This is a genomic window from Bacillus sp. S2(2024), assembly GCF_050474045.1.
Lineage (GTDB): Bacteria > Bacillota > Bacilli > Bacillales > Bacillaceae_G > Bacillus_A > Bacillus_A yunxiaonensis.
Genome location: NZ_JBFLUS010000003.1, coordinates 1107490 through 1122677, shown reverse-complemented (window position 1 = coordinate 1122677; position 15188 = coordinate 1107490). Strand labels below are relative to the sequence as shown.

Annotated in this window: 15 protein-coding genes and 1 riboswitch; of the genes, 2 read left to right on the top strand and 13 right to left on the bottom strand. The window is 35.5% G+C overall.

All coding sequences use genetic code 11. The features are described from left to right. Positions 1-6 precede the first annotated feature (6 nt). From AB1284_RS05690 to AB1284_RS05670, 5 genes are all read right to left on the bottom strand, one after another. On the bottom strand, positions 7-783 hold the full coding sequence (locus tag AB1284_RS05690; protein WP_429750982.1) for a metallophosphoesterase: 777 nt from the start codon (positions 781-783) through the stop codon (positions 7-9). Between the two features lie 151 nt (positions 784-934). Then, positions 935-1417, bottom strand: coding sequence for a LysM peptidoglycan-binding domain-containing protein (locus AB1284_RS05685; RefSeq protein ID WP_429750983.1), 483 nt, complete (start codon positions 1415-1417; stop codon positions 935-937). Then, a complete protein-coding gene (locus tag AB1284_RS05680) occupies positions 1392-2006 on the bottom strand; it encodes a CPBP family intramembrane glutamic endopeptidase (protein WP_429750985.1) in 615 nt (204 codons plus the stop codon). Before AB1284_RS05680 ends, AB1284_RS05685 begins: the two co-directional genes overlap by 26 nt. Further along, complete coding sequence (locus tag AB1284_RS05675; protein WP_429750986.1) at positions 2003-3529, bottom strand: RecQ family ATP-dependent DNA helicase; 1527 nt, start codon at positions 3527-3529, stop codon at positions 2003-2005. Before AB1284_RS05675 ends, AB1284_RS05680 begins: the two co-directional genes overlap by 4 nt. Then, complete coding sequence (locus AB1284_RS05670) at positions 3519-4580, bottom strand: helix-turn-helix domain-containing protein (protein ID WP_429750987.1); 1062 nt, start codon at positions 4578-4580, stop codon at positions 3519-3521. The genes AB1284_RS05675 and AB1284_RS05670 overlap by 11 nt, the downstream gene beginning before the upstream one ends. Positions 4581-4813: 233 nt before the next feature. Here AB1284_RS05670 and AB1284_RS05665 point away from each other — a divergent pair, with 233 nt between their 5' ends. Next, positions 4814-5062, top strand: coding sequence for a ferredoxin (locus AB1284_RS05665; RefSeq protein ID WP_017152544.1), 249 nt, complete (start codon positions 4814-4816; stop codon positions 5060-5062). A gap of 296 nt (positions 5063-5358) precedes the next feature. On the opposite strand, the gene AB1284_RS05660 is transcribed toward AB1284_RS05665, so the two are convergent. Continuing rightward, a complete protein-coding gene (locus tag AB1284_RS05660) occupies positions 5359-5937 on the bottom strand; it encodes an ECF transporter S component (protein ID WP_429750989.1) in 579 nt (192 codons plus the stop codon). 166 nt (positions 5938-6103) lie between these two features. Further along, positions 6104-6240: riboswitch (FMN riboswitch) on the bottom strand. A gap of 243 nt (positions 6241-6483) precedes the next feature. Between AB1284_RS05660 and AB1284_RS05655 the strand changes: the two genes are divergently transcribed. After that, positions 6484-7167: a hypothetical protein gene (locus AB1284_RS05655; RefSeq protein WP_429750991.1), complete on the top strand. Its 684-nt coding sequence runs from the start codon at positions 6484-6486 to the stop codon at positions 7165-7167. 32 nt (positions 7168-7199) lie between these two features. Here the strand turns inward: AB1284_RS05655 and AB1284_RS05650 are convergent, their stop codons facing one another. The 7 genes from AB1284_RS05650 to resA all read right to left on the bottom strand — a co-directional run bounded on the left by AB1284_RS05650 (position 7200) and on the right by resA (position 15019). After that, positions 7200-7814 carry a peptidoglycan DD-metalloendopeptidase family protein gene (locus AB1284_RS05650; protein WP_429750993.1) on the bottom strand — a complete coding sequence of 205 codons (615 nt, stop codon included), beginning with the start codon at positions 7812-7814 and terminating at the stop codon, positions 7200-7202. A gap of 86 nt (positions 7815-7900) precedes the next feature. Beyond that, positions 7901-8482 carry a cob(I)yrinic acid a,c-diamide adenosyltransferase gene (locus AB1284_RS05645; protein WP_429750995.1) on the bottom strand — a complete coding sequence of 194 codons (582 nt, stop codon included), beginning with the start codon at positions 8480-8482 and terminating at the stop codon, positions 7901-7903. 111 nt (positions 8483-8593) lie between these two features. After that, positions 8594-10363, bottom strand: a complete 1770-nt coding sequence (locus AB1284_RS05640; protein WP_429750997.1) for an ATP-binding protein — start codon at positions 10361-10363, stop codon at positions 8594-8596. Further along, on the bottom strand, positions 10363-11079 hold the full coding sequence (resD, locus tag AB1284_RS05635; RefSeq protein WP_253629103.1) for a DNA-binding response regulator ResD: 717 nt from the start codon (positions 11077-11079) through the stop codon (positions 10363-10365). The genes AB1284_RS05640 and resD overlap by 1 nt, the downstream gene beginning before the upstream one ends. 480 nt (positions 11080-11559) lie before the next feature. Then, on the bottom strand, positions 11560-12717 hold the full coding sequence (gene ccsB / locus AB1284_RS05630) for a c-type cytochrome biogenesis protein CcsB (RefSeq protein ID WP_429750999.1): 1158 nt from the start codon (positions 12715-12717) through the stop codon (positions 11560-11562). Positions 12718-12731: 14 nt separating this feature from the next. Further along, the gene (resB, locus tag AB1284_RS05625) at positions 12732-14354 is read right to left on the bottom strand and encodes a cytochrome c biogenesis protein ResB (protein ID WP_429751001.1); all 1623 of its coding nucleotides are present in this window, start codon (positions 14352-14354) and stop codon (positions 12732-12734) included. A 143-nt stretch (positions 14355-14497) separates the two neighbouring features. Continuing rightward, entirely contained in the window at positions 14498-15019 is a 522-nt protein-coding gene (resA, locus tag AB1284_RS05620) for a thiol-disulfide oxidoreductase ResA (protein ID WP_429751003.1), read from the bottom strand. Positions 15020-15188: the final 169 nt, after the last annotated feature.

Below are 15188 nucleotides of genomic sequence, written 5' to 3'. Positions count from 1 at the left end.
ACAACGTCAATCTTTTCTTTGTAATGTAATCAAATGAGTTTGTGCAGGAGCACGAAAACGCATTGGCACAAATGTTGTTCCATAACCATTACTTACAAATAAAGTCGTCTGTGGATATTCATAAATTCCACCTTTCAAAAAACGTGTAGCATGAAATAACCGAATTTGTCCACCGTGTGTGTGACCACTTAATACACAGGAAATATTTTCTGTTCCATTTAATTTATATACGATATCAGGATTATGACTCACAAGAATACGAAATCCCTCTTCTTCACAATCGGCTAACGCTAAATCTAAACGATCACGTTTCAAACCTACATCGTCAACACCTAATAACCATATTTTTTCTCCAGCCTCTGATTCAAATAAAATTCCTGTATTGTCTAAAATTTTCACTCCACTTTGAAGAAGCAATGCGTCTAATTCGTGAAAATCAATTTCGTAGTCATTATTCCCCCAAACAAAATACACTTGTCCTATTTCATTTAACCTTTTAATATTATCAACTACTCGTGCTAGCGGTACCCCTTGTTCAGCTAAATCTCCACCTATAATAACGAGATCTACCTTCCCTTTCACTTGTTGTATTAAGGATTTAGAAATTGTTCTTCTGTGAATATCGGAAATAAAAAAGATTCGTACTTCTCCAAAACTCATTGGAAACTCCGCAAATGATACAGTATGTTCTAACAATGTATCACGCATCGCTTCTCTATACATCATAACGAAGCAACCAATCACAATGCATAATATGAAACAACCTAATAATCCCCATGTCATACACTTTCCCCATCTTTCCTCTTAACAAAATCTAACCACATAATATTACCTCACGCCAGCAAGTGAAGAAAAACCCTCTACTTCTGTAGAAGGTTTTTCTTGCTCCCGCTATTCGCGGGCAGTAAGCTGTATCAATGATGGAAGGTTCACTTTATTTTTTCTGTTCTGGTTCTGGCTTCTTCGGAATTTTTAACACTTGCCCTGGTACTAACTCTTCTGGTACTTCATTATATTTCTTTATAATCGCTATCCCATCTTCATTCGGAAAATATTTCTTTGCAACATTTTCGAGCGTTTCTCCCTCTTTCACCGTATGAAATTGAAAGGTCTTTGCTGATGAATTCGATTCATTATTTTTCTTTTTTGAATCAAAAAAAATAACTTCAAATGCACTTTTTTCAGAATTAGCACTTGAGTCTGCTTTCTTCCCCTCAATGTAACGCTCCGTATACCACAAAATACCAATCGGAAGAAGAATAAATAATAATGTTAAAATCCGAACGAAAAAGTGCTTTATTTTAAATTTTGATTTTTTCTTATCTTTATGAACTTCACTACGTGGCGGTAAACCCTCTCCTTCTTTTTCCGTTGACTCTTTCATGTTCTCTTCAAACTCTGTTGTCTGCTTCGCCATATCGGTCACCACCACCTTCTATTTGCTTTCTTAATTGCAATCCCATTATGAAATCGACTAAAAAATGCGCAAAAATCGTAATTAGTAAATTATCAGTCCATTGAAACACATAACCAAATACACTACTAATCATCAATACAAAACAAAATAGAAACGGCTTAGTAATATAACGAATATGTAAAACTGCAAATATTATACTCGCAAACATTAAGCCAAAATATGTTTGTATTACACCACGAAATAGAAACTCTTCTGCTGTCCCAATTAAAAGGGTAACTGCAAACACCTGGAAAACAGACATTCCTTGAAACATACGGTCATTAATCCCGCCATCATCGAACCATGATTCGGGAAAAAGATTCATTGCAATATAATCAAGTAAAACAATCACACAAGCTACTCCGCCACCTATTAGAAGAATAGATAAAAAATCCCATTTCCACAAATCTAGAAATGCATCTATACTCGGAAATAATATATAAGCTAACAATGCTCCAATACATAGAATAATCGCTTGCGTAATATATAAATTAAGTCGGATTTCTTTTAGACTCATGTCTTCAATACTTTTCTTGCGTATATCCATCATTCCTCCATTCTGAATCCGAAGAGCAATTGTAACTCTGTTTCCCAATTATAGTCGAAAACAGGTTGCCTTGCTTGCCTTTTTTTATAATCTTCTATATAAATTCCACAATAATTACAGCAATTTTTTGGCTGCGTTTCCTTTACATATCCAAACTGAGAAAGAATCGCTTCTCTTTTACAATCTGTTCGCCGCATCCATTCTTTCATCGTCTCTAGTTGACCATATTTATTATAAAGCCGAGCTTTCACTTCTGTAATTAACTTCTGCTCCGCTTCATCTGACAAAGACTCAATCATCAATTGCCTATGTTGTATGATATCCATCTTTTCAAAATGATATCGAATAAATCGCCAATGTTGTTCACTCAATCCCGCTGTATTATAACAAATTTCTTCTACACCTTCTAACGGTAATACTTGGGCCTGAGCCACTGTTTCTCGTAATAAAGAAAATAAGAAGCGAATTTGCTGTTCATTTGGTAATTCTTCTTCAATAATGGAGATTGGCAATTCATGATCAAGCGGACTACATAACAAAATGGCAATGCTTGGTTCTCCATCTCGACCTGCCCGTCCAATTTCTTGCAAATAAGACTCTATATTTGTCGGATAATGAAAATGAATAATATAACGCGTGTTTTGCTTATTGACTCCCATACCAAATGCGCTTGTACACACAACAAGTTGAAGTTGATCGTTCATAAACTGTTGCTGAATTAACATCCGTTCTTCATGCTCCATTCCGCCATGATAATGCGCAACATCTTCGATACCTTCACTGCGTAGATACGCTGCAAGACGTTCAGTCCAAGCTCTACTTGAACAATAAATAATACCAGGACCTTGCAAATAGTTCACATGAGATAACAGTACTTCTTTTTTCTCTTGAATGGTTTGTACAAATTCTATTTTCATAGCAATATTAGGACGATCAATCGAATATAAATGCTGCCTCACATCTTTCAAGTTTAAACTTTCAATAATATCCTGTAATACTTCTTTCGTAGCAGTAGCTGTTAAAGCAAGAACCGTAGGATAGTCCATCGATGCAATAACTTGATCTAACTTTTTATAATCTGTTCGAAAATCATATCCCCATTGAGAAATACAATGCGCTTCGTCTACCACAAATAAAGAGATATGAATTTTTCTTAATTCTTTTAGAAACACTTCTGATTGCAGCATTTCAGGAGATACGAATACAAATTTATAGGAATGTAATCGCCGCATAGCTTCTCTTTTCTCTGCCATTGTTCGAAAGCTGTTAAAGGCAATAACTTGATTTTTCACTATATATTTTAACTGTGTAACTTGATCTTCCATTAATGACAATAGCGGTGAAACGATGAGTACCGTTCCATTTTGTATCAACCCTGGAAGTTGATAACAGAGCGATTTCCCCCCTCCAGTTGGCAGCATCGCTACAACAGAATTTCCATTTAATAAGTCTGTAATGACTTCCTTTTGCCCCGGCCGAAATGTCCTGTACCCAAACCACTGATATAAAATATCTTCAAGCTTCATGTAATCCCCCTACTCGCGCTAATACAAGACGAATTTCAAAATAGGAAACATCCTCTCCAGCAGTTTGCTTTAAAACTCGCAGCTTCCTCGTCTGTAACTCCTCAATCATTTTCTGGATTTGTTTCATTTTTTCTTTTTCTATAAATTGCTCCACCTGAAATTCTTTTTCGCGCAATGCAATTTCTACAATATGATCCTCAATTGTCGCAAGTTTTAATTTTCTTATCCTAGAAATTTCCTCCATTGTTCGTCCTTGCTTCCATAGTTGATATGTTTTTTGTGTTGATATACTAAATAAATCTGCTTTTTCATTCGGATACGCAATAATTTGTGCCAATAACGGAAACTTCTGTTGTTGATTTTGTACATATTGAATGATGAAATGAACCGTTCCCCAAAATAAAAGATATACTCGAAACGCATCTTGCTTCATCATATCTCCAAGTTGATCTGTTGTATAACCAATACGGTGATATCCTGTTAAACGATATACGAAAATGGTTGCTTCTAGAGAGGTTACATACATTAATATTTCATTTATTTCTTTATATAACTGTTCCGCTAGTTGTCCTCTTGAAACAGAAGAGTTCATAATAAATTGTTTTACCCACATCGTGATTTCTGTATCTTGCTGAATTGGAAGAAACTTTACATATTTCTGTTGCAAATTAGATACGGTTTGCACAATCAAAGATAGCCTTTTCCAAAAACTCTCTCCAAGTTCACCGTATTGCAAACCGTGTAAATATTTAGGGAAAGAAAAAAGTTCTTCCCATTCGTTTACTTGTTTCTCTCCCATTTCAGATAAAATGTAAGTATTTTCATGCACACATGTAATAAATTGCTTGTTTAATAACGATTCAATCTGTTTATCATAATCATGACGTCTTAAAGATTTATATACACTAAACAAAAAGGAAAGATGAAACATATTCCCATCTTGCAATGTTTGTGAAGAACGTTTCCCTTTTAAAAGGTGATAAATAGAAGAAACCGTTCGTTCACCTTTTAATTGTTTTAAACAGTATAATACAGTATATTGTAGCTGCAACGCTTCTTCCACCCTTTCAGTCTACTTCTACTTTCATTGTAACAAAATGCATCCTATTTAGATATTTTTAAAATTTTATGTACAACTATAGAAATGAGTTGACATACTCAATTGATAAGAATTATCATTATAACTTTGTATTGAAAAGTTTCAAAAACCGTTTTACAATAAGGTTATAATTTTTCATCAGTGTTCTTATATACATATACATATTATTTAGGAGGTATACAAAAATGGCAAAATACACAATCGTTGACAAAGACACTTGTATTGCATGTGGAGCTTGCGGAGCAGCTGCACCGGACATTTATGATTACGATGATGAAGGTATTGCATTCGTAACACTAGACGATAACCAAGGTATCGTTGAAATCCCAGATGTATTAATCGATGATATGATGGATGCATTCGAAGGCTGCCCAACTGATTCTATCAAAGTGGCAGATGAAGCATTCGACGGTGACGCATTAAAATTTGAATAGTCTTATTGTAGACTTCAAAAAAATAACCCTCAAATGTGAGGGTTATTTTTTTACACCTTATTTCCTGCTATTAAGCAATCTTTCACTAGTCACTCACCCTAAATTTAGGAATCAGCCCCATCAAACAGACTCTTACAGCTCATTATGCGAGATAAAGTCAAATTTCCATCAGCGGGGATTTTTTCATCCCCCACTCCTCGCTTCTCTCAATCTTGAGATGAGGTTCCTGCTGACCACGAATAGCGGAATAAAAAAACATCAGCAGAAAAAACTTCCACTGATGCAAAACTTTCTATTTATGCATTTTTCATTTTCGCAAATACCCATACTTTCAATCGAGAAAATAAAGGAACAAAAATAATTGTTACTATAATTCCTTTAATTATATTAAAAGGTAAAATTCCCGCTACAATTATTTGACGTAGTGCACTGTTAGACATAGCAGGATAATTTAAAAACCAAGTGTAAGCTGGAAAAATGATGAAATAATTAAGTACGCTCATAATAAGTGCCATACAAATTGTTCCTAACATCAGTCCAGTTGTTAAACTTTTAACCGTTCGATGTTTACGGAATAAAATAGATGCTGGAAGTACAAAGAGACATCCAGCAATAAAATTCGCCACTTCTCCTACCGGTACGCCCGTTAAACTTCCTTGAATACCATAATAAAGAACATTTTTTATTCCTTCTACAATTACACCTGAAATTGGTCCAAAAATGATGGCTGCAATTAAAGCTGGAACATCACTAAAATCAATTTTTAAAAACGGCGGGATTCCCGGAAACGGAAACTCTAACATCATTAGTAAATACGCAATACTACTCAGCATCGCCACACTTACCATTTGTACTACACTCTTCTGTTGTTTCATGTTTCTCTCTCCTTTTCCATCGATCATCTCATGGAAAGTGGAAAGGCTCTGCTATGCCTAAATTTATTCTAGCATGAAAAAACCCTTCGCGTTCGAAACGCAAAGGGAGAAATTTTAGGCACATTAAACAGACGTTCAAATATTTATCTTTTTTGAACGCTTGAACCTCCATCTTCTCCCATCCAGACTGTACTGTCGGCTTTGGAATCGCACCAAATCCTGCCTTAACGGCTCGCGGGCTTAGAATAAAAATACATATTCATCACCGCCGGTCGGGATTTTCACCCTGCCCCGAAGATAGACCGATATTCTATTTTCCTCATCATTATACAACAAATTTAAAACAATGTGAATGAAAATGCTTCTTTTCCAGTTACTCCTCATAATTGCATGCTATTCTAACAATAAGTAAATAATATGACAAAAAAGAACAAATTTTCGTGTTTGTTCTTTTTTGCTCACAATTCTCTAGTCATTTATACATGAAAGTGATAAGATATGATATTGTTAAGAAAAACAGCATTTTCTTACAGTGGAGGAAATGTCATGAGTAAAGAAAAAAAACAGCCTATTCGAGAAATTATGAAAAAAAATCTTCGCAAAGAATACTTTTATTTAAAAAAGGAATTGCTGTTCTATTGTCCTCTTGACTCAGGTAAATTCTCAAGAGATACATATTATGCTGCTTTTGATAAAGATGGCATTAGTGTATATCAATATGATAAAAAATTAGACAGTAAACTAAGACTTTGCGAAAGACATCCATGGAAAAGCTGGAAAAAAGTCAAAATTGATCATTATTTAACAAAAACTCATTTCGTCTTTCAGGGAGAACGAAATTGGATTCTTTCTCTTTTTCATCAAGGAAAAAAGGCAGAAAAAATTATTCAAACTTATACATCTTTAGAAACAGAGATTGTTTCCAGACCATTTTTAAAAAAATTGCCTGGTTATCGATCTAATACAACATTGAATATGTATATTGGGACCATTTGCTATACTGTACTTATTGCATTTTTATTAAAATTTATCCTCCCATTTCAAATTCAGATTGCCTTGTATTCGCTGTCTCTCGGCTGTATGCTGCTCGGTCTTCTTTGTTTCGTTATCGGTCTTATTGAACCTACTCTTGTGCTATTTAGGACAAAAGAAAAAACACGAGCGAAAGTGTTTTATTATTATAGCTATTTAATCATTACTGGATTTGCATGTATCTTTATTTTTTGGTAACAAGCGAAAGAGCTAGTCTTCCTAGCTCTTTTTCAATTAATATGTAATTTTTGCGACGGATAAATCATATCTTTTTGCAAATGATTTTTCACTCTCAATTCTTCAACAGTTGTACCGAACTTCCTAGCAATACTGACCAATGTGTCACCTTTTTGTACGACATATACAGAGGCAGAGGCTACCGTGTTAGGCTTTTCCTGAATTATTTGCAGTGGATCCACTGCATTTGTTTTTGCTATCGTCCAAGCCCCTTTATGAACTTCTAAATGCAAGTGAGCACCATTCGATTGTCCTGTATTTCCTACCTGGCCAATTTTTTGCCCTTGTGAAACTGTATCTCCCTCTCTCACAAGTCGTTTATTCATATGAGCATATACAGCTTCATAATCTTCATGTTTAATAAACACCACATGTCCGTAACTATCAGAAAAATAAGATCTTGTTACAATACCATCTTGCATAGCTGCTATTGAAGTACCAATCGGTGCAGCAATATCAATACCAAAATGTTTTCCGTTTCTCGTTCCAAAATAATCGCTAATTCTCCCCTCTACTGGCCATTCCCACCGCTTTTCTTCCGCAGCACCTTCTGTTTGTGCTATAAAAAAGACACAAAAGAAAAGCAAAATGATTTTTAATGCTTTCATTGTAAATCCTCCGTTTTCTAAATAACAACCACACTTTTTCTATTGTGGTTGATTATAGCAAAAAGTATACAAAAAAAAGAAAGAGCCTATTTCTCTTTCTTCTCTTCCTTATCTCGAAATACAATCGCACTTCTTTCATATTCTACATCTTTCACATTAGAACGAGCATTCACAACTCTCGCAACTGCAAATAAATAATCCGATAAGCGATTTACGTATTGCAACACATATTCATTAATCTCCTCTTGTTTCATTAATGAAACAATACAACGCTCTGCTCTTCGTACAACAGCACGAGCGATATGAATAAGAGCTGCACCTTGGCTTCCTCCTGGTAAAATAAAACGCTCAAGTGGCGGTGCTTCTTGAATATATATATCAATCCTTTCTTCTAGAAAAGTAATGATATCTTCTGTTACTTTATACGGAATTTTTCTCTTCACAATTGCTAAATCCCCGCCACAATCAAACAACTCATGCTGAATTTTTTCAAGTTCTTGGTAAATATCTTGAAACAATCCATCGCGCAACAATGTCATCGCATGTCCAATGAATGAATTCGCCTCATCAATTGTTCCATATGCCTCTACACGCAAATTATCTTTATCTGCGCGTCCTCCAATAAGACTTGTTTGCCCCTTATCACCTGTTTTTGTATACAGTTTCATGTTTTCCCTCCTTATTTTCTTTTGCATTCTTCATTTATATTAACATTCCTTTTTTTGTTCATAAAAAAAGCTTATCAAAAAGATAAGCTTAAAAATTCGCATATAATTTCATCATACTTGTGTTGGCAAATATACAGAGAATGTTGTCCCCTTATCTACTACACTCGATACTGTAATCTTACCATCATGCCCTCGCACAATATTTTTTGCAATCGCAAGTCCTAGCCCTGTACCACCTGTTTTTCCACGTGTACGAGCCTTATCCGCTTTATAAAAACGTTCAAATAAGAATGGAATATCATCTTCCGGAATACCAACTCCAGAATCTTCGACTTCGAATACAATTCCATTATTTTTCTCATCAATAATAAGCGATACTTTACCGCCTGCGTTTGTATGCCTTAAAGCATTATCAATTAAATTTGTTAACACTTGTTCCATCCGATCCGGATCAAAAGAATGCTTCTCTATAGAAGTCCGAAAATCAACTACTAACTGCACTTCTTTTTCCTTTGCTATCCCTTGGAATTTCCGTGCAATCTTTTCAACAAATGGAACAATATCTACTTCCGATATATGTAATTCTACGTGACCGCTCTCCATTCGAGCTAAATCTAATAATTCATTTACAAGACGGCCTAAGCGTACAGATTCATCATAGATAATTTGCACAAATTCATGTACTTCTTCTTTCGTTTGAACAATGTCATCTAAAATTGCTTCACTATACCCTTGCAACATAACCATTGGTGTACGTAATTCATGCGATACGTTTGCTATAAAATCTTTACGCATTTTTTCAAGACGGCGTTCTTCCGTCATATCACGAAGTACCGCAACAGCACCGCGAATCTTCGTCTGATTGTACAGCGGTGTCATTAGTACAACATAATTACCTTTTTCTAAATTAATTTCTATCACTTGTTGCTGTTCACTTTCTACAACGAGATGAAACAGTTCAACCAGCTCAGATGGCAAACTCACACTTAACTCTATCTCTTTTTCTTCATTCCATACTTGTAAGAAACGCTCTGCTGGCGGATTAATTACAACGACTTCTCCTTCTTGATTTAACGTAATAACACCGTCAGCCATACTACTTAAAATACTAGAAAGCTGTTCTTTCTCTTGTTGCAGTGCATTAATATTAAACTTCAATTGTTTCCCCATTTGATTTAAAGCTGTTGCAAGTTCACCAATCTCATCTTGCGAAACCGCTGGTACCTTCGCATCAAATTTCCCGCGCGCTACTTCAAAAGCTACCTCGCGCATTTTACGCAGCGGAGCTGTAATCCGTGTTGATAAGAAAAAGGCAAAAAACGTTGTTAAAATAATCGCAATCCCCGCAGATAAAAAGATAAAATCCGTCGATTTTTCTATTCCTTGTTTTGGTACTTGTAACGATTGATATACGAAGACCGCACCGTCTTTTGACGACTTTAACGGAACCCCGACAATCATAATATCATTCTCAGGATTTTTCTTATTTTTTTCATCTGGGACGTTTTTAATTTTTTGTACATGTTTACGTTCTGTAAATACCGCTTGTAACTCTTTGTCATTTTTTAAATCTGTTAGTCTTAATGTTGCTAATCCTTGTTGAGCCGGGGAGGCAGATATTTCATTATTATCTTTAACAACAATAATACGTGAAAGGGGATCAGCAAATTTATATGCGATATGTTCTATCGTCTGCTCATCCGCCCCCTCTTCTATTAATTCAGAAACACTCGTTGCAACCTTTGAAAGCCTCGTTTCTCCCGTTGTTACGTAATAATTATCAAAAAACTGTGAAAGTAAAATAGCAACGAAACCAAGTACAAAGGAAACAAGGAGGAGAATCGTCAGCCATAACTTACCTACTACACTTTTCCAAAGCATCAATCGTTCACAACCTCAAACTTGTAACCAACACCCCATACAGTTACAATCATTTTCGCTGCATCTGCTGACTTTTTACTTAACTTCTCACGCAGACGCTTTACATGTGTATCAACTGTACGTAAATCACCGAAAAATTCATACTGCCATACTTCTTTTAATAACTGCTCACGGTCAAATACTTTATCAGGTGCCTTCGCTAAAAACAGTAATAATTCATATTCTTTTGGTGTTAAATTCACTTCTTCACCATCAGCTGTAACACGATGTGCATCGTTATCAATTGTGAGATGAGGAAATACAATAACATCTTTTGTTGTCGTATCTTGCGTAAAGAATGTCGTTGTAACTGAGCGACGTAAAACCGCTTTCACACGTAGGACAACCTCGCGCGGGCTAAACGGCTTTACAATATAGTCATCTGTACCAACTTCAAACCCTTGTACGCGGTTTACTTCTTCTCCTTTTGCCGTTAGCATAATAATCGGCGTTGCTTTTTTCTCACGAATCCCTTTACACACTTCAATACCATCTTTTCCAGGCATCATAATATCTAAAAGAATTAGATCATAATCATTTTGCAACGCTTTTTCTAACGCTGTCTCACCATTGTCAGCCTCATCAATGATATACTGCTCTCTCTCTAAATACATTTTTAACAAACGACGAATACGATCTTCATCATCTACAATTAAAATCTTCAATTCATTTTCCATTGCAACCCGCTGTACATAGAAATGTCACAACGGTTCACACCTACCTTTCTTCACTAAAGTGAAACTCCCTAAAGTTTGTAGTTTCTACCGAGGATTAGTTGAACGAATCTGATGCATGCTAGCGTTATCCCAACTTATCATCTTATGAGTTAGAAATTCTCATTACCGTTGGGATAGCGTACGAAGCTTACTCTTATCTCATTTTCATTGACAAAACCCTTCGTGATTGAAAGTTCACCTTTGCATTATGTTTCACATAAATAATAAAATTTGTTCATATTTTTTCCAAAAACATGTATGTTTCCTGAATAATATAATTTCTCCTCGACATCATTTTACAAAATCAGCCTACACTTTGTCATGTTTTTCTCAAAAAAGAAAAGAAATTAACAAAAATAAAATAGGAAAGTGACAGTCACCTTCCTATTTTATACCGCAATAGTAAGCTGTACAACAAGATTTGTTGAACTTCAGTTATTGTCATGCATATGAATGCAGACCCGCAATCACTAAGTTTACCACTACAAAGTTAAACATAATAATTGCAAATCCAATTACTGCAAGCCACGCTGACTTTTCACCGTGCCACCCTTTAGACAAACGTAAATGTAAAAAGGCCGCATAAAAGAGCCATGTAATAAGGGCCCAAACCTCTTTTGGATCCCATCCCCAAAAACGTGTCCATGCAATTTGTGCCCAAATCATCGCAAAAATTAATGCGCCTAACGTAAAGACTGGAAACCCAATTGCAACAGAGCGATATCCAATTTCATCAAGCAAATCACTATCCACTTTTTGTACTACTGGTTGAATCGCCGCTGCCACTCGTTTACGTAAAATCAATCTTAATAAGATATACAGTCCTGTTCCTATAAATATCGACCAAATCACTGTATTTAATTTTTTCGCATTAATAATAGCAGGTGTTTCTACAGCAGGCTCAAGTTTGTCAGCCGTGACTAATTTTCCTTCATGAGGTCCGACTAAAGCAGGTAGATTGTACACCATTTCTGCTTTCTGCTCATTTTTATCAATCCATTGGAATTTCGCTTCATACTTTACACTTGAAAACGCAGTTGTCACCGCTATAAATCCCATTACACAAACAAGCGAAAAAATAACTGCTTCCAGCCAAAATGTTTGCTTGCTTTTTTTTGACTGATCCACATTTTTCAGTAAATATATAAGCCCTGCAATAAAACTAATCGCTAAAATGGCTTGGCCAGCTGCTGCTGTCGTTACATGAATTTGTAGCCAGTAACTTTTTAATGAAGGGATAAGCGGTGTGATTTCCCTCGGAAACATACTTGCGTAGGCAATGAGTAAAATAGCAACTGGAAGTGCAAATAAGCCAAGGATGCTTGTCTTATATATAAAATACATAATAATAAATGCACCAACCATCATCATGCCAAAGAATGTCCCAAATTCAAAAAAATTACTAACTGGTGCATGTCCTGATGCAATCCATCTCGTAACAAAGTATACCGACTGCGCAGCAAAACCTAAAATAGTAATACTTATCCCAATGTTTGCCCACTTCCGCCCTTTTTCTTTAATCGCACCTCCAAAAAACAACGTTGCAATTAAATACAATACGAAAGCAGCAAATAAGAAACTACTACTTATTTCTACCATACTCTCTCCCCACCTTAACTAATTTTCTTCTCATTGGCTTTATCATTTGGCTGTGGAATGCTTGTCCCTTCTAATACTTTTTCTATCTCTTTTCGCAAACCATACCAATTTTTATTTGTATGCCCAGCAATCCACCATTCATTGTTAACACGTTGTATCCAAATACGGCGATGATTCCAATACATACCTTGAATCACACCGACCATGAAAATAAATCCTCCCAAAGCTATAATCCAAATTGTCAAATCTTTTCGTACAGTAAGCGCTGTAGCATTGCGTGTTTCTACACCCGCAAAAGACATTTTGTATAAATTGTTTCCTTCTGGCTCTATATTTTGTCGAATGCCAACAAAGCTCACTTCTCCCTTTGGCGTTTCTGGTGTAAACATTTTAAAGACAAAAGCTGGATTATTAGGAAGCTTCGTTTTTGTATTCGGTTTGCCACTTTCATCAAAATAAAAATCTGGAAAATAACTTAGCAAATGAAGAGAATATCCATTTCCTAAATCGTATGTTTCTTTTGGATTTGTTAGGTCAACTGTAATTGGACCCCATTTTTGTCCGCTGTCTTTCTTTTGTAAATTGAAAGACATTTTACTAAGTTCTCCTTCTTTAAAATCAACTTGATAAAGAGCATAATCATCAAATTTAAGAGGTTCATTCACTCGAATACTGTATTCTTTCACTTTCTCAAGCTTTGGTTTTTGGCCAGCAATATTTTTTCCAACAGTTTTATATAATACAGCATTTGTTTGATAGTTTTTCGGAATCATTTTATTTCCTACTCGATCAATTGCATCATTAAATACTTGATTTTCTTTATTCTTATCATAAACTTCTTTAATAAACTTTTCGTTCTTCAAATAATACTTTCCATCTGTTCCCGGGATTTCTTTCAGTTCGCCTTCACGAAGCCAAAGCGCTTCATCTACATACATACCAGGAACAAAACGAAGCATCGTTCCAAATAAGAAAATAATAAGACCGATATGATTTATGTATGGACCCCAACGAGAAAAGCGTCCTTTTTCTGCTAGAATGTTCTCATTTTCCACTTGTACATTGTATTTTTTCTTTTTCAAGTTTTCTTTAACACATTCAATTTCTTCTTTCGTTGCTAGTGCTACTCCATATAACCGCTGCCTCTTCAAAAAACTCGGATGCCTTGTTACTCCTTGTTTTTTCAGCGCTTTATATAAAGGAACAACACGATCTAGACTACATATAACGAGAGAAATCCCGATAGATGCTACTAAAATCATATACCACCAAGAGCTATATAGATTGTCAAACCCTAACTGGTAATACATCTTCCCAAGGAAACCATATTGCTGTTCATAATATTCTCCCGGTGTAACATTTGGTGGAAGATACATTTGTTGTGGAAAAATCGTCCCCACTCCAGATGCGATAAGTGTAATAACGATGAGCCACACTCCAACTTTTACAGAAGAGAAAAAACTCCAAATTTTATCTACAACTGTTCTTGTATGCGTAAGAGACCGCCGTGCACTTCCTTCATATCGCATATCTAATAATTTTGTATCTTTCTCATCTTCAAAAGGTTTTCCGCAAGCTTCGCAAAAGATTGTACCGATTGGGTTTACATGACCGCAAACGCACTTTATTTGTTCCAAATCTCTCACCGCCGTTTCTTTTCTCTATGTATCTATGTCTCATTTTTTCACTGAATAATCAGAATTTTATTGATAGGTACTGAAATTAAACACAGTACCTCGATTGACCAAGAGCACGAATATATCTTTTATACCATTCTCATTTATGGAGTAATTTTCTTTAAATATTCTTCCATTTGTTCTTTAGATTGTGTACCTGTAATTTTCTCGATAATCTTTCCGTCCTTATCAATTAAAAACGTTGTCGGTAACGGTCCAACACCATATGTATTTAAAATTTCTTGCCCTTTATCAATCGACACCGGAAATTTCAGTCCGTATTGATTCACAAAATTTTTCACGGCAAGTTCTGTTTCGTCTGCATCTAACGCCACTATTTCGACGCCTTTTTCCTTATATTTAGGGTACAATTCATTCATATATGGCATTTCTTTTTCACAAGGTCCACACCATGTCCCCCAGAAATTTAAGAAAACACCTTTTCCTTTTAAATCTTTTAATGTAATCTTGTTCCCTTCTAAATCAGTAGCAACAAAGTTTGGCGCTTCTTTTCCTACTTGCACTTCCTCTTTATTAGCAAAAAAGTTTTGATATAATGTAAAACCTAATGCGCCTCCTAGTATGAGTAAAATGATTACACGAAAGAATAACCTATTTTTCTTCACGGTGTCTCTCCTTCCCTAACTGAATAAAGAAGTTTAGCACATACTAAACTTTTCTATATTTTCACTTCTATCAGCAAAGCTTTCTTTACTGATAGAAGCTTTATCCCGCTATTTGCCGGCAGTAAGACCCCCACCACCTCAAGATTGAGAGAGAAGCGAGGAGTGGGGG

Bases quoted from the DNA above. Each gene is read 5' to 3' on its own strand.
- AB1284_RS05690 (WP_429750982.1), bottom strand. From the start codon at position 783: ATGACATGGGGATTATTAGGTTGTTTCATATTATGCATTGTGATTGGT.
- AB1284_RS05685 (WP_429750983.1), bottom strand. From the start codon at position 1,417: ATGGCGAAGCAGACAACAGAGTTTGAAGAGAACATGAAAGAGTCAACG.
- AB1284_RS05680 (WP_429750985.1), bottom strand. From the start codon at position 2,006: ATGATGGATATACGCAAGAAAAGTATTGAAGACATGAGTCTAAAAGAA.
- AB1284_RS05675 (WP_429750986.1), bottom strand. From the start codon at position 3,529: ATGAAGCTTGAAGATATTTTATATCAGTGGTTTGGGTACAGGACATTT.
- AB1284_RS05665 (WP_017152544.1), top strand. From the start codon at position 4,814: ATGGCAAAATACACAATCGTTGACAAAGACACTTGTATTGCATGTGGA.
- AB1284_RS05660 (WP_429750989.1), bottom strand. From the start codon at position 5,937: ATGAAACAACAGAAGAGTGTAGTACAAATGGTAAGTGTGGCGATGCTG.
- AB1284_RS05655 (WP_429750991.1), top strand. From the start codon at position 6,484: ATGAGTAAAGAAAAAAAACAGCCTATTCGAGAAATTATGAAAAAAAAT.
- AB1284_RS05650 (WP_429750993.1), bottom strand. From the start codon at position 7,814: ATGAAAGCATTAAAAATCATTTTGCTTTTCTTTTGTGTCTTTTTTATA.
- AB1284_RS05645 (WP_429750995.1), bottom strand. From the start codon at position 8,482: ATGAAACTGTATACAAAAACAGGTGATAAGGGGCAAACAAGTCTTATT.
- AB1284_RS05640 (WP_429750997.1), bottom strand. From the start codon at position 10,363: ATGCTTTGGAAAAGTGTAGTAGGTAAGTTATGGCTGACGATTCTCCTC.
- resD (WP_253629103.1), bottom strand. From the start codon at position 11,079: ATGGAAAATGAATTGAAGATTTTAATTGTAGATGATGAAGATCGTATT.
- ccsB (WP_429750999.1), bottom strand. From the start codon at position 12,717: ATGGTAGAAATAAGTAGTAGTTTCTTATTTGCTGCTTTCGTATTGTAT.